Below are 13,783 nucleotides of genomic sequence, written 5' to 3'. Positions count from 1 at the left end.
TTGTTGCGAATAATTTGCAATTGCATTTTGCGGCAAAACGGACGGAACCCGGATCGAAACGACCCGTTATCCGACGCCCTTCCCGTTTGGACCCCGAAAACTCGCTGCTGGAACGACCGTGACGCACGCAGGCGGCTCGATAAGGCGCATCTCCGGGTGGATGGCAGCCTCCACCGTGCTGCTGCTGTTGTCCGCGCCGGCCGCACTTGCGGCCGAGGGCAGCAATGGCCCCTCCGAAGCGGTGTTTGTTGCTCAACTCATGGTGCTGCTGCTGGTCGGCCGCCTGCTCGGCGAAGCGCTGTTGCGGATGGGCCAGCCGGCGATCATGGGGCAGCTGATGGCGGGCCTCCTGCTCGGCCCCTCGCTGCTTGGCGCGCTGTTTCCCGACCTGCAGCACGCGATCTTCCCGCCCTCGAAAGAGCAGAAGGCCATGCTCGATGCGGTGGCGCAGTTCGGCGTGCTGCTGATCCTGCTCATGACCGGGATGGAGACCGACCTCGCGCTGGTGAAACGATCGAGCCGCGCGTCGATCGCGGCCTCGGTCTCGGGCGTGATTATCCCGTTTGCGCTGGGCTTTGCGCTGGGCGAATTCCTGCCCGATGCGATGATCCCCGATCCGGACAAGCGGTTGATCACCTCACTGTTTCTCGGAACCGCGCTGTCGATCGCCTCGGTGAAGATCGTGGCGACCGTGGTGCGCGAGATGAATTTCCTGCGCCGCACCGTCGGCCAGGTGATCATCGGCTCGGCGATCGTCGACGACACCATAGGCTGGATCATCATCGCGGTGATCTTCGGCCTTGCGCTGAAGGGCCATGTCGATCCGTTCAGCATCGCGCAGAGCGTCATCGGCACGATCGCGTTCATGGCGTTCAGCCTGACGATCGGCCGGCGCGTGGTGTCGTTCATCATCCGCTGGGTGAACGACACGTTTGTCAGCGAGCTCGCGGTGATCACTGCGATTCTCCTGATCATGGGCGCGATGGCGCTCACCACCTCCCTGATCGGCGTGCACACTGTGCTCGGCGCCTTCGTCGCCGGCATCCTGATCGGTGAATCGCCGCTGCTGACACGCCACATCGAGGATGAGCTGCGCGGGCTGATCGTCGCGTTCTTCATGCCGGTGTTCTTCGGCACCGCGGGACTCGGCGCCGACCTCACGGTGCTCAAAGACCCGAACCTGCTGTTGCTGACCTGCGGGCTCATCCTGATTGCCACCGTTGGCAAGTTTGGCGGCGCTTTCCTTGGCGGTGAGCTCGGGGGCTTGAGTCGCCGGGAAGCGCTGGCGCTTGCGACTGGCATGAACGCACGCGGCTCGACGGAGGTCATCGTCGCGACCATCGGCCTGTCGATGGGCGCGCTGAGCCAGGACCTGTTCACGATGATCGTCACCATGGCGATCCTCACCACGCTCGCCATGCCGCCGACCTTGCGATGGGCGCTGGGGCGGGTGCCGATCCGCAAGGAGGAAAAGGAGCGCCTCGAACGCGAGGAACAGGACGCGAAAGGCTTCGTGTCAAACATGGAACGGCTGCTCGTGGCAATCGACGACAGCGCCAACGGACGGTTCGCCGCACGCGTCGCCGGCATGGTGGCGGGAACGACCGCGATGCCGACCACGGTGATGCACGTCACTCCTGGCAGGAAGACCGGCGGCAGGAAGGCGGACGGCAAGGCTCCCTCGTCCGACGAAAAGGAAGCGGCTCAGCAGGCAGCAGAATCCGCCGCGCAGTTGCTGCGCGACACCGCCAGTCAGGTCGCGAACGACGAGACCGAAGGCGGGGAAAAGAAGGAAGCCGAAAAGCTCGACGTCACCGTGCTGACGAACAAGACAACCGAGGCAGAAGTCGTCGCCAAGGAGGCCGAGAAGGGTTACGACATGATGGTGGTCGGCCTGCAGAACACCACGCTCCGCGGCCACAAGTTCAACACCGATGTCACGCAGCTTGCGACAGGCTTCGAGGGCCCGCTGACCATCGTCGAGGCTCGCGATGGACACATCAAGGATCCGGCTCATGCCGGCTTGAGCATCCTCGTGCCGGTCAACGGCACCGGCCCCTCGCGGCGCGCCGCCGAGGTCGCCATCTCGATGGCGCGGGCCACACGAGCGCCGGTGACCGCCCTCTACGTGGCGCCGCCGAAGCAGAACGGCGCGAGGGCCCGCACCAAGCAGATGGCCGACGCAGTGTTGAAGGATATCGTCAAGCTCGGCGAAACCTACGACGTCGCAGCCGCCCCCGCCCTGCGCGCGGAAAAGAACGCCGACGACGCGATCCTGAAGGAGGCAGCCAAGCACCGCCACAACCTCATCGTGATCGGCGTCGAGCGACGACCGGGCAAAGAGCTGTTTCTCGGCGAGACTGCGACCGCGGTTCTGGAAAAGTCGGACCGCTCGATCGTGTTCGTGGTGAGTTGAAAACGGCTACTTGCCGGGCAGCAACTCGATGCTGCTCACCCCCATCACGATCGGCGCGTGATGATGGATGTTCTCTTCGCCGAATGCATTGCCGCTGACACGGACCGTCTTGCCGACCGCGGCGCGGAGCTTCTTTCGCATGGCGTCGTCAAGCGAAAAGACGTGGATACGATCGGTATGGTCGACCTTGTCGAACTCCTCGGTCCCTTCAAGACAAGCGTCCGACTTGAGCTGCAGGATGTAGGCCTGCTCTTTGAATTTGTAGTCCGGAACGCTCACCTGAACCGAAGTCAACCTGCCCTCGGCGACCTGATTGTCCGTCTGTGCTTTGAGGCAGGCCGCCTGCGCAGCGGCGGCCATGAGCAGCGTCGCCGCCACGCCGAGCACGGCGGCTGCACCGCGCCATCGCAGGGAGCCGGATGAAACCCGATGTGCCTTCGCAACCATTGTGCCTGCCGCCCTCGATGAGGATATCGAAGGTTGGTCGCGGCAAACGGCGCGCGGTTCAACACCGCGCGCAGCCGACGGGTTTACCCGATCAGGCGCCGTTCTTGCCTTCCGGCAGCCGGCCGAAGTGATTGCTCTTCGGGAAGCCCTTGGGCGCGAGCCGGCCGGCGTCGGAGCGGTTGCCCCGCCAGTCGGCCAATTCCTTCAGCGTCATCGTGAAGCTGCGGCCGGCGCTGTCGATCCAGGTGAGGCCTGCTTCGGCCGTGAACGTGGTGACGTCGGACAGCGCGCCGTCCTTGTATCGTTGCAAGCGCACGCCCGCGCCGCGCGACATTTCCGGCACCTGATCGATCGGGAAGATCACCATCTTGCGGTTCTCGCCGATGCTCGCGACGAGTTCGCCCTCGACAGTGTTGATGGCTGCCGCCTTCTCGCCGTCCTTCACGTTGAGCACCTGCTTGCCCTTTCGCGTGTTGGCGAGGCAGTCGGCCTCCGGCACGATGAAGCCGCGGCCGGTGGTGCTGGCGATGATGAATTTCCGCCCGGAGTGATACGGGAATAACGAAATCACGTCGTCGTTCTGCTCCATGTCGATGAACAGACGCACCGGCTCGCCGTGACCTCGGCCGCCGGGAAGCTTCGAGGCGTCGAGCGTGTAGAACCGGCCGTTGGTGGCAAATGCCAATATTTTGGACGTGGTCTCCGCCGGGAAGGCGAATTTCAGCGCGTCATCGGTTTTGAACGTGACGCCTGACAGATCGGTCTGGTGGCCGCGCAGCGCGCGGATCCAGCCCTTCTCCGAAACCACCACGGTGATCGGCTCGCGCACCACCATGGCCTCTTCCATCGCGGCCTCGTCGTGCTCGGGCGCCTCTGCGAATTCGGTGCGGCGCTTGCCGAGCGGCGTCTTCTTGGAGAACTTCTCGCGGACCTCCTTGATCTGGCCGCCGACCACCTCCCACTGCTGCGGCTCGGACTTCAGGAGCTTTTCGATTCCGGACTTCTCAGTGCGCAGATCCTTGTCCTCGCGCCGGATCTCCATCTCCTCGAGCTTGCGGAGGTTGCGCAGCCGCATGTTGAGGATGGCGTCGGCCTGGACGTCGGTGATCTTGAACCGCTTCATCAGGACGGGCTTCGGCTCGTCCTCGGTGCGGATGATCCGGATGACCTCGTCGAGATTGAGATAGGCGACGAGCAGACCGCCCAAGACTTCAAGGCGGTGCTCGATCTCGCTCAGGCGGTGCCTGGAACGGCGGATCAGCACCTCGCGGCGGTGATCGAGCCATTCTCTGAGGACCTCGGCGAGGTCCATCACCTTGGGCACCTTGCCCTTGGAAAGCACGTTCATGTTGAGCGGAATGCGGCTCTCAAGCTCGGTCAGCTTGAACAGCGACTCCATCAGGATGCCGGGATCGACCGTGCGCGACTTCGGCTCGATGACGATGCGAACGTCCTCGGTGGACTCGTCGCGGAAGGTGTCGATCAGCGGCAGCTTCTTCTCGTTGTAGAGCTCGGCCATCCGCTCGATCAGGCGCTGCTTCTGCACCAGCCACGGAATCTCCGTGACGACGATCTGCCAGGTGCCGCGGCTGCCCTCTTCCTTGGTCCACTTGGCACGGACACGGAACGAGCCGCGGCCGGTGGCGTAGGCCTCGGCGATGGCGTCGGGCTTGTCGACGATGATGCCGCCGGTCGGGAAGTCCGGGCCTTTGATGTATTTGAGCAGCGTCTTCGGCCGCGCATTCGGATTGTCGATCAGGAACAGCGCGGCGTCGCAGATCTCGTGCACGTTGTGCGGCGGGATCGCGGTCGCCATGCCGACCGCGATGCCTTGCGCACCGTTGGCGAGCAGATTGGGGAACGCGCCGGGCAGCACCACCGGCTCGGTGGACTGGCCGTCGTAGTTCGGCCGGAAGTCGACCGCATCCTCGTCGATGCCTTCGAGGAGAAGCCGCGCGACCTCGGTCATGCGCGCTTCGGTGTAGCGGTAGGCGGCCGGGTTATCGCCGTCGATATTGCCGAAGTTGCCCTGCCCGTCGATCAGCGGATAGCGCGAGGCGAAGTCCTGCGCGAGGCGCACCAGCGCGTCGTAGATCGCCTGATCGCCGTGCGGATGGAACGTGCCCATCACGTCGCCGACGATCTTGGCGGACTTCTTGAACGCCGCGCCTGGATCTAGCCGCAGGAGCCGCATCCCGTAGAGGATGCGCCGGTGCACAGGCTTGAGACCATCGCGGGCGTCCGGCAACGCCCGGCCCGTGATGGTGGACAGCGCATAGGCGAGATAGCGCTCTTCCAGAGCCTCGCGGAGCTGGATTTCCTGGATATCGGACGGTTCAGCGGGAATCAGAGTCTTACCCATGGACGTTGGGGTACTGCGTCCGAATCAAGCGGACAAGCGGAGATTCAGCCCGCCAACAGGCGGGCTGGAACCCTCGGTTTTTGCAGCGGATTACGCCGCCTGCATGCCGCTCTGGACGATGAACTTGACGTCCGAATAGACGCCGAGCACCGGCGTCAGCACCTTGTGGAGCGCGGTCTTCGACATGATGATGTCGTGGAGGATCAGGTAATCGATGCCGGTGCCCAGGAAGCACTCGAGTGCGTCCTGCGGCGTCTCGACGATCGGCTCGCCCTTGATGTTGAACGAGGTGTTGATCAGCACCGGCACGCCGGTGAGCGCCTCGAACTCCTTGAGCAACCGGTAGAGTCGCGGGTTTGTCTTCTCGGAGACGGTCTGCACCCGCGCGGTGCCATCGACATGGACCACGGCCGGAATTTTGTCTTTCCAGTCCGGATGCACCTGCTTCGCCATCAACATGTAGGGCGAGTCGCCTGGGCCTAAGAAAATCTCGTCGGCGCGCTCTTCCAGCACGATCGGAGCGAACGGCCGGAACGGCTGGCGGTGCTTCACACGGCTGTTGAGGATGTCCTTCATCTCCGGCGTGCGCGGGTCGGCGATGATGCTGCGGTTGCCGAGCGCCCGCGGGCCGAACTCCGAGCGGCCCTGGAACCAGCCGATCACGTTGCCGTCGGCGAGGATCTTCGCGGTCTCCTTGCAGATGTCCGGACTCACCACGGCCTTGCTCACGAGCTTGATCGCCGTCTTGCTGATCGCGTCCTTGACCTCCTGGTCGCTGTAAGGCCGCCCGAAAAACGCATGCTCGATGGTGTACTTGCGCGGCTGCTTCATCACCGCGAGATGGCCGTAGAGCGCGCAGCCGATGGCATTGCCGTCATCGCCGGCGGCCGGCTGAACCCAGACGTTTTCGAAGCCTGCTTCCCGCGCGAGCTTGCCATTGGCGACGCAGTTGAGCGCCACGCCGCCCGCCATGACGAGATTTTTCGCGCTCGTGGTCTCGCGCAGCCAGCGGGCGCGCGCGAGCAGCACCTGTTCGGTGTCGTCCTGGATCTGCCAGGCCAGATCCTCCCAATGCTTCATGGCGGGATCCGCGTCCCACTTCCGCCCGGCGGCGACTTCCTCAAGCCAGGGCTGGTTGTAAGCCTCGGGCCACGGATTCACCTTGAGGTCGCCATTCTGCATTTCGAGAAACGGCTTCGCCGCATGGGGGCGTCCGTAAGGCGCGAGTCCCATCAGCTCGCCGCATTTGTTCCAGTCGCCGAATACGTAGGTCGAGACGCGGCTGTAAACCGCGCCAAGGCCCTGCATGTTGTAGAACTCGTCCGAGAGAAAGCCTTTGCCCGGCTCAAGCCAGACCTTCTTGATCGCTTCGAGATTCGAGCCGCTGAAACGGTAGTAGCTCTCGGACTCACGCGCGAGCGGCGACGCGTTGCTGGGCGACTGCGGATACGGCTCCATGACGTCGCTGCGATAGCCGCCGACGCCGTCGACAATCATCACCACGCCCTCTTCGAACGGACAGGCCGCAAACGCGCTGTAGGCATGTGCGAGGTGATGCGAGATCGTGACGACCTTGTCGGACTTGGTGTTGAACCACGGATGGTTCTTTGCGAGTTCGCGCTCCATCGCCGGCAGGTAAAGCGGCATCTCCATGTAGGTGAGCCGCTTCTCCAGTTCGTCGACCGGCAGCACGTAGGTGTTGCGCACCACCAGATCGACATCGTCGATCGTGATGCCCTCGGCCCTCAGGCAATACTCCACGGCCTCGTGGTAGAAGCCCGTCGCATTTTTCTGCCGGTTGATCCGTTCCTTCGCAATTGCGAAAGCAACCTCACCGTTGCGAAGCAGGCAAGCGCTCACGTCGTGGTCGTAGGCGTTGATACCGATAATGTAGGTGTTCTTGTCCGGCATAGGGTCACTTTGGGTTGACGGTCAGCCGCGACGAAGCAGCGCAACCGATCGCGAAATTTCGCGGAGGTGACGACGAGTTATTACGTTGAGGTGAATGCATCACGGGCGGGCGGAGCGATCAAGCGCAGCAATCCCTGTCCACGTGTCGAAGTTGTGACATGCGGCCGCGCATGCGCTGTGTCAAAGTGAACATGCTTGCAGTCTGAACAACGCTTCATACTGCGTTGCGAAACGATCCGCTTACGCAATGCCGTCCGTTGCTTGACGGTTTTCGCTGGTTTGCCTTATCTTTCATGCGTTAACGGGGCTTCCGGTCCCGCAGCTGGGAACATTCAGGCAGCGATACCGTTTTGCTTCGACGAAGCACGAGACTTGAATTCAAGTGCTTTTTTTTGCGCGACCGCCGGCGCCCGGATTTTCGGCGCCACAACTCCGCTGGAATGGTTTCGCTTTGGCGAGACAAAATAGGAGAGAACTAAATGGCGATCGAGAAAACTGGCGTTCGGAAGGCCGTGACGCGCGTATTGGCAGCCGGTGCGCTTCTGGCAGTTTACGCGGTGGGCACGGTGACGACCTCCGGCGTTTTCCTTGCGACGAGCACGACGAGCGCTGAAGCGCGCGGCGGCCGTGGCGGCGGAGGCCGTGGGCGTGGTGGTGGCTGGGGCCGTGGTCGTGGCCGTGGCGGATGGGGCCGTGGTTGGGGCCGTGGCCGTGGCTGGGGCGCTTGGTGCCATCGGCCGTGGAGCAGCCGGCGCTACTACTGCTTCTAAGCTTTCACGCTTTCAATTGATAACGAGCCGGCCGCGCAAGCGGTCGGCTTTGTTTTGTGAGGACGTGTTGCAGCGGCCTTGCAAGCGCGCGCGATGTGAGGCACGCAGACGAAAGGGGCAGCCCAGGGAGGGATTCTCGATGCGTCGTGCTCTGCTTACGCTCACCGCTGCTTCGACCATTTTGACAGCGGCAGCTCTCATTCCCGCGAGCGCCATGACGGTCGGCACCGCTTCCGGCATCCAGGCTGGCGTTGCCGAGACCAATGCGGTTGATCAGGTGGTCTATGTCTGCCGCCACCGGTATTTCACCAGCCGGCGGCTCTGCTGGTGGCGGCCGGGCCGCTATTCGTGGCGGTTCTGGCGCCGGCGCTAGAATCCGCCGCTGCGGACCTGCCAGCCTTTGCCGTTGCAAAATCGCCTTGCGGCGGCTTGCCGCAAGCCGCAGGTTCGGGCAAAAATATCAATGCGGCGCTTCGAGTGAGCCCTGGGTGAGGCCCCTAGGGCGGTAGAGTGCGAACGTGCGGTATCTGTTTGGAGCGGCTTTCCTCGCCGCTGTCGGCCTTGCCACCATCTCCAATGCTTCGGCGGGCGATCGGATTCCGGCCCATGCGTCATATCGCATCAGCTCGTCGGCCCCGGTTTCGCGGGCCGTAGAGCAAGTCCCGACGAACTGCATCCGCGAAGCCTGCGGCCGGCTGTTCTGCTGGAACACCAAAAGCATGACCAGCCGCTAAGGCCAGCCGGCTTCGGCTATTGCGCGATCCGCGCCGGCGCTCCGGGCTGCCGGCCGAACACGGCTGTCAGGAACCCTTCGCGGGCATCGGCGAAGGTCAGACCGCGCGGCTCGAGCACGCGGCGCGAGATGAAAAAACCCGTCAGCGCGAAGCCGTCGGCAATGTCCTCGGATGAAGGCTCGACCTCTGCCGACAGGAAGGCCGGCAATCGGAACATCCGATCCTGCCAGGGCTCGGCAGCGAGTCGTGACACCGCCCTGCCCGATTTCGGCGACACGAAACCGAGATCGTTCATTGTCCCGGTCGCGGCACAGCTTTCGAGATCGAGGCCGAAACCAAGCTCGGCCAGGATCTGCAACTCGAAACGCACAATCGCGGCCGCGACGGTCAGCGGCTCGCTGAAGAGCTCCAAAATACCGACAAGCTGCTCATAAAGCTCCGGATGCGGATCGCGCTCCGCCAGCAGCCGGCACAGCGCCGCAAGATGCGTGATGCCGTAGAGTGCGTGCGAGGCCGCAAGCTGCGCGGCGCCATGCAGCCGCAGCGGCTCGACCTGATAGTGCCCGAGATGTTCGTCGAGCCGCGCCCGCCAGGTCACCCGCACCGCGTTGCCGGGCTGCAGCATCGGCCGCTGCCGGGAGCTGCCACCACCGCGCACCAAGCCGAGATAACGGCCGTGGTCCTGGGTCAGGACTTCGAGAATGGCATTCGCCTCGCCGTGGCGCCGGGTCCCCAGCACGATGCCGTCATCGGTCCATTCCATGGGACAATTTTAATCCCCGCCAGCCTGCTGAACAACCGCGCGGACTTCGGATTTGGAACACCGGCGGCGCTCAACGCCTCGTCAGCGCCCGCGGCCGCGGATGTTTCCGCTGCGCCTCCTCATCATCGATCACGAAGCAAAGCGGCCGGTCGCCCGGCTTGATCCTCGGCGACGTGACGCAACGCTGAAACACCGCGAGATCGGCCAGCTCGCGGTAAAGCATGTAGGGATGGATCAGAAAGCGCCCCTCGCCGTTGTCGAAATTGCCGAGACGGTCGATGTGCCCCTTCACGCCGGGCTCGGCGGCAATCTCGGCGTCGCGCAGTTCGTCGCCGGCGATGAAGTTCTCCGGCAGCTGGTCGAAGGGGCCATCGAGATAGGTGTTGAGCCGCGACTGCCGCTCGCTCGCGCCGATCAGAATCTTCCGGCTGCCCGCGACGTAGAATGCAAAGCCGGTGCGTTTGCCGATTTCGATCTGGGTCGTGATCTTGCTGGGAAAGAAGGCATCTGCGACCGGCTCGGTCTCATCGAGCACGAAATGGAAGATCTTCAGCCGCGTGTTGAACACCAGGAAGAACCGGATGCCGGATTCGTCGAACACCGGCCCTAAGAATTTCTCATCAGCTGCAAGAAGTCCTGCGGGCGGCTTCACCTTCGACAAATCGTTAAGGGCGAAGGTGACGCTCTTGCCGGCGCGCGACACACGATACTCAAGCGGCGAAAGCTTCTCGACAGAGACGCCCTTGTCGGAGCCGAAAGCCTCGTGGCGCTCTTCAGGCTCGCTGTTCCAATCGGTGGGCTCTTCGCTATACGAGAAGTTCACCTTGCCCTGGTCGCGGTCCGCCGCGGCCAGCCGGATGTTGCCGACATAGCGCACGCCGTCGCGCACGAAACGCACGTAGTAGTAGTTCTCCGTGGGCAGGACGTTCACCCGCTCCGGAAGGGCGTTCAGCACGTAAGAGAACACCGCGGCGATGTCGGCCGTCGCAAGCGATCCCGCTGGCCGCAACCCGCCGATATCGGCCTCATTGGTCTGCAGCGCTTGGCGGCCGCCGTCCTGCGCCCATCCCGCACCCACTGCGCACAGCAGAAGCAATGCGGCGGCTGCGGTGCGGAGCGCCATACTCATTCCTTGGGAAATTCCAGACCCATCTGCCGGTAGCGCTCTGGATCGTTGCCCCAGTCCTCGCGCACCTTGACGAACAGGAACAGATGGACCGGCTGCTCGATGATCTCGGCGAGTTCGCGCCGCGCCGCCTCGCCGATCGCCTTGATGGTCTGGCCGCCCTTGCCGAGCACGATCTTCCGCTGGCTCTCACGCTCCACGAAAATGGTCTGCTCGATCCGCACTGAGCCGTCCTTGCGTTCGGTCCAGGTCTCGGTTTCGACCGTCGACTGATACGGCAGTTCCTGATGGAGCTTGAGATAAAGCTTTTCGCGGGTGATCTCGGCGGCGAGCATGCGCACGGGCGCATCCGAAACCTCGTCCTCGGGATAGTGCCACGGGCCTTCGGGCACATGCCCGGCGAGCCATTTGCGCACGTCGGCGACGCCGTCGCCGCTCAGCGCGGAGATCATGAAGGTCGTGTCGAACCTGGCCTTCGTATTGAGCGCTTGCGCGAGACCCAGCAGCTTCTCCTTGTCGACAAGGTCGACCTTGTTGAGGATCAGAACCTTCGGCTGCCGCACTTCGTCGAGCTTCCCGATGATCCCTTCGGCCTCGTCGTCGAGGCCTTTCTTGGCATCGATCAGCACCGCGACAACGTCGGCGTCGTGCGCGCCGGTCCAAGCGGTCGTCACCATGGCCCGATCAAGCCGGCGCCGTGGCGAAAAGATCCCCGGCGTGTCGATGAAGATGAGTTGCGCCGGCCCTTCCATGGCGATGCCCCGCACCAGCGTGCGGGTGGTCTGCACCTTGGGGGAAACGATCGCGACCTTGCTGCCGACCAGCGCGTTGGTCAGCGTCGATTTTCCGGCGTTCGGCGCGCCGATCAACGCGACGAAACCGCAGCGGGTGGGCTGGTTCGTGTCTTGGACCGCGCTCTCGGTATGCTCAGGCATTGGGACGATCCGTCAGTACGCCGACGAGCTTGAGCAGCGCTTCCGCCGCGGCCTGCTCGGCCGAGCGCTTGGATCGGCCAATGCCTTCGGCCGGTTCGCGGTCCGGCAGAGTCACCGAAATCCGAAACACCGGGCTGTGGTGCGGCCCAGTGCGCTCGACCTCCTTGTAGGCCGGCGTCGGCAGGCTGCGCGCCTGCGCCCATTCCTGCAGCATGGTCTTGGGATCGCGCAGCGGCTTTGCCGGCACGCGCATCCGCTCGCCCCAGAATTTCTCGACGAGTTTCACCGAAGCGGGAAACCCGCCGTCGAGATAGACCGCGCCGATCACCGCCTCGCAGACGTCGGCCAGAATCGCGGTGCGGGTGCGGCCTCCGGCATTGGCCTCCGAAGCGCCGAGCCGGATCGCCTCACCAAGTTGCATCTCGCGCGCCACATCCGCGCAGGTCTCGCGGCGGACGAGATCGGCGAGCCGCCGCGACAGTTCGCCTTCGTCGGCCTTGACGAAGGACTGAAACAGCATGTCCGAGATGATCAGCCCCAGCACATGGTCGCCGAGGAATTCCAGCCGCTGATAGGAATTGGCACGGCTGCCTCCGGCCATCGCGGAAATATGCGTCAACGAACGCTCAAGCAGGTCGCGGTCCTTGAAGCGATATTCGATGGTCTTTTCCAGCGCAGACGCCGATTCCGATCGCTGTCGCAGCCCGCGGTTTGTTCGTTTGCGCCGGACGAGTTTGACGTCCGCAGGCGTGTCTTCCGCGGACTTGCTCTCAGCTTTGGTCTCAGCGGCTTTTGCTTGCGCGGCTTTGCTGTCCGCGGACTTGGTAACCGACGTCGTCGATGCGGCGCGTTCGCTGTCGCGTTGCGCCGTTTTGGATGCGTTGTCTGACTTCGCCCCTCGCCTGCTCATCGCACCAACGTGAACAACCGGCCCCATCGTACCGAGAACGGCCAGCGCCAGATCTCCCAGGCACGCTCGCCCTCGTAGACCGAGAAGAAGATCAGTTGGGCGCGGCCGACGATGTTCTCGAACGGCACGTAGCCGACCTGCGGAAAGCGGCTGTCGGTCGAGTTGTGCCGGTTGTCGCCCATCATGAAGTAGTTGTCAGGCGGCACCTCGTAGACCTCGGTGTTGTCCGACTGAAGATTGTACGGCAGGTCGAGCGTCGTGTAGCTCACGCCGTTCGGCAGCGTCTCCTTCCAGCGGCGCACGCGCACGGGACGGCGCCCCTCTTCCTCATCGATGAAGTCGTCGACGCGCTCGCGTTGCACCGGCTGTCCGTTGATGTGCAGCACGCCGTCGATCATCTGGATCTTGTCGCCCGGCAGGCCGATCACCCGCTTGATGTAATCGGTGCTGTCATCCTTGGGCAGACGGAACACCACGACATCGCCGCGCGATGGCTTGCTGAAAGCTCCGATGCGGCCGGAGAACAGATTCGGTGACAGCGGCAGTGAATAGTGGCTGTAGCCGTAGGAGTATTTCGAGACGAACAGATAGTCGCCGACCAGCAGCGTCGCTTTCATCGAGCCGGACGGAATGTTGAACGGCTGAAAAAAGAATGTCCGGATGACCAGCGCGATGATGCCGGCATGAACGAGCAGCCGGATGAATTCGCCGAGGCCGCCTTCTTTGCGCTTGGTGCCGCTGGTCACACTCATCCGCCTCACGTCCCTGGCTAGTGCCCCGCAGCCTTTTAGCGGCTGCCCCATTCATGCGCAATGAACCGGACCAGCGCCCCATGGGCACGTGGCGGATTAAATTTCATCCATTGTTTCAGGAATTTAACCCGGCCCGACGGTTGCCCTCGGTGAACGGCGGCGCACGCCCTAACCACACCCCATCACGGGATATTTATACCATGCGCCCGCCTCACTGAGTCGCGTCGCGGAACTTATGGTTTCGGCACGGCGGGCACCGCCGAGATGATGACGAAGGCCACCGCCATAGGTCCCTCGTCGCTGATGGTGAGGTCGATCTGGGCCTCGTGGCCGGCCGGCGTGATCGCCTGGAGCCGCTTGAGCGCCCCGCCCGTGAGTTTCATGGTCGGCCGGCCCGACGGCATGTTGACCACGCCCATGTCGCGCCACCACACGCCATCGCGAATGCCGGTGCCGAGCGCCTTGGCGCAGGCCTCCTTCGCGGCAAAACGCTTGGCGTAGGTCTCGGCCCGGTTTTTCCGGCGATCGGCACGGGCGCGCTCGGTGTCGGTGAACACGCGGGTCAAGAAGCGATCACCGTGCTTCTCGATGACCTTGGCGACACGGCGGACGTCGGAAATGTCGGAACCCAGGCCGAGAATCATGAAATGCCCATGG

Annotated in this window: 11 protein-coding genes; 2 read left to right on the top strand and 9 right to left on the bottom strand. The window is 63.7% G+C overall.

Annotated features, from left to right (window positions below; translation table 11 throughout):
* Window positions 1-160 precede the first annotated feature (160 nt).
* Complete coding sequence (locus RHPLAN_RS19985) at window positions 161-2,416, top strand: cation:proton antiporter domain-containing protein (RefSeq protein WP_068021175.1); 2,256 nt, start codon at window positions 161-163, stop codon at window positions 2,414-2,416.
* 6 nt (window positions 2,417-2,422) lie between these two features.
* Here the strand turns inward: RHPLAN_RS19985 and RHPLAN_RS19980 are convergent, their stop codons facing one another.
* From RHPLAN_RS19980 to RHPLAN_RS19970, 3 genes are all read right to left on the bottom strand, one after another.
* The gene (locus tag RHPLAN_RS19980; protein ID WP_068021174.1) at window positions 2,423-2,863 is read right to left on the bottom strand and encodes a DUF4431 domain-containing protein; all 441 of its coding nucleotides are present in this window, start codon (window positions 2,861-2,863) and stop codon (window positions 2,423-2,425) included.
* Between the two features lie 91 nt (window positions 2,864-2,954).
* The gene (parC, locus tag RHPLAN_RS19975; RefSeq protein ID WP_068021172.1) at window positions 2,955-5,225 is read right to left on the bottom strand and encodes a DNA topoisomerase IV subunit A; all 2,271 of its coding nucleotides are present in this window, start codon (window positions 5,223-5,225) and stop codon (window positions 2,955-2,957) included.
* 90 nt (window positions 5,226-5,315) lie between these two features.
* Window positions 5,316-7,136 (bottom strand): carbamoyltransferase family protein, encoded by a 1,821-nt coding sequence (locus tag RHPLAN_RS19970; RefSeq protein ID WP_068021170.1) that lies wholly within the window; start codon window positions 7,134-7,136, stop codon window positions 5,316-5,318.
* Between the two features lie 909 nt (window positions 7,137-8,045).
* Between RHPLAN_RS19970 and RHPLAN_RS39500 the strand changes: the two genes are divergently transcribed.
* Window positions 8,046-8,279: a hypothetical protein gene (locus RHPLAN_RS39500; protein ID WP_157100377.1), complete on the top strand. Its 234-nt coding sequence runs from the start codon at window positions 8,046-8,048 to the stop codon at window positions 8,277-8,279.
* A 377-nt stretch (window positions 8,280-8,656) separates the two neighbouring features.
* Here the strand turns inward: RHPLAN_RS39500 and recO are convergent, their stop codons facing one another.
* The 6 genes from recO to acpS form a co-directional block, all read right to left on the bottom strand.
* Window positions 8,657-9,403 (bottom strand): DNA repair protein RecO, encoded by a 747-nt coding sequence (gene recO, locus RHPLAN_RS19960; RefSeq protein WP_068021166.1) that lies wholly within the window; start codon window positions 9,401-9,403, stop codon window positions 8,657-8,659.
* 70 nt (window positions 9,404-9,473) lie between these two features.
* Window positions 9,474-10,532 carry a hypothetical protein gene (locus RHPLAN_RS19955; protein WP_157100376.1) on the bottom strand — a complete coding sequence of 353 codons (1,059 nt, stop codon included), beginning with the start codon at window positions 10,530-10,532 and terminating at the stop codon, window positions 9,474-9,476.
* On the bottom strand, window positions 10,529-11,464 hold the full coding sequence (gene era, locus RHPLAN_RS19950) for a GTPase Era (RefSeq protein WP_068021162.1): 936 nt from the start codon (window positions 11,462-11,464) through the stop codon (window positions 10,529-10,531). Before era ends, RHPLAN_RS19955 begins: the two co-directional genes overlap by 4 nt.
* Complete coding sequence (rnc, locus tag RHPLAN_RS19945) at window positions 11,457-12,374, bottom strand: ribonuclease III (protein ID WP_084245239.1); 918 nt, start codon at window positions 12,372-12,374, stop codon at window positions 11,457-11,459. The genes era and rnc overlap by 8 nt, the downstream gene beginning before the upstream one ends.
* Complete coding sequence (lepB, locus tag RHPLAN_RS19940; RefSeq protein WP_068021161.1) at window positions 12,371-13,126, bottom strand: signal peptidase I; 756 nt, start codon at window positions 13,124-13,126, stop codon at window positions 12,371-12,373. Before lepB ends, rnc begins: the two co-directional genes overlap by 4 nt.
* Window positions 13,127-13,359: 233 nt before the next feature.
* Window positions 13,360-13,770, bottom strand: a complete 411-nt coding sequence (gene acpS / locus RHPLAN_RS19935) for a holo-ACP synthase (protein ID WP_068021159.1) — start codon at window positions 13,768-13,770, stop codon at window positions 13,360-13,362.
* Window positions 13,771-13,783 lie beyond the last annotated feature (13 nt).

It is taken from the genome of Rhodoplanes sp. Z2-YC6860 (assembly GCF_001579845.1).
Taxonomy (GTDB): Bacteria; Pseudomonadota; Alphaproteobacteria; order Rhizobiales; family Xanthobacteraceae; genus Z2-YC6860.
The sequence above is the reverse complement of the archived record's forward strand: the minus strand, read 5'-3'. Positions and strand labels throughout refer to the sequence as shown.

Bases quoted from the DNA above. Each gene is read 5' to 3' on its own strand.
- era (WP_068021162.1), bottom strand. From the start codon at position 11,464: ATGCCTGAGCATACCGAGAGCGCGGTCCAAGACACGAACCAGCCCACC.
- acpS (WP_068021159.1), bottom strand. From the start codon at position 13,770: ATGATTCTCGGCCTGGGTTCCGACATTTCCGACGTCCGCCGTGTCGCC.
- rnc (WP_084245239.1), bottom strand. From the start codon at position 12,374: ATGAGCAGGCGAGGGGCGAAGTCAGACAACGCATCCAAAACGGCGCAA.
- RHPLAN_RS19970 (WP_068021170.1), bottom strand. From the start codon at position 7,136: ATGCCGGACAAGAACACCTACATTATCGGTATCAACGCCTACGACCAC.
- RHPLAN_RS39500 (WP_157100377.1), top strand. From the start codon at position 8,046: ATGCGTCGTGCTCTGCTTACGCTCACCGCTGCTTCGACCATTTTGACA.
- lepB (WP_068021161.1), bottom strand. From the start codon at position 13,126: ATGAGTGTGACCAGCGGCACCAAGCGCAAAGAAGGCGGCCTCGGCGAA.
- RHPLAN_RS19980 (WP_068021174.1), bottom strand. From the start codon at position 2,863: ATGGTTGCGAAGGCACATCGGGTTTCATCCGGCTCCCTGCGATGGCGC.
- parC (WP_068021172.1), bottom strand. From the start codon at position 5,225: ATGGGTAAGACTCTGATTCCCGCTGAACCGTCCGATATCCAGGAAATC.
- RHPLAN_RS19985 (WP_068021175.1), top strand. From the start codon at position 161: ATGGCAGCCTCCACCGTGCTGCTGCTGTTGTCCGCGCCGGCCGCACTT.
- RHPLAN_RS19955 (WP_157100376.1), bottom strand. From the start codon at position 10,532: ATGAGTATGGCGCTCCGCACCGCAGCCGCCGCATTGCTTCTGCTGTGC.
- recO (WP_068021166.1), bottom strand. From the start codon at position 9,403: ATGGAATGGACCGATGACGGCATCGTGCTGGGGACCCGGCGCCACGGC.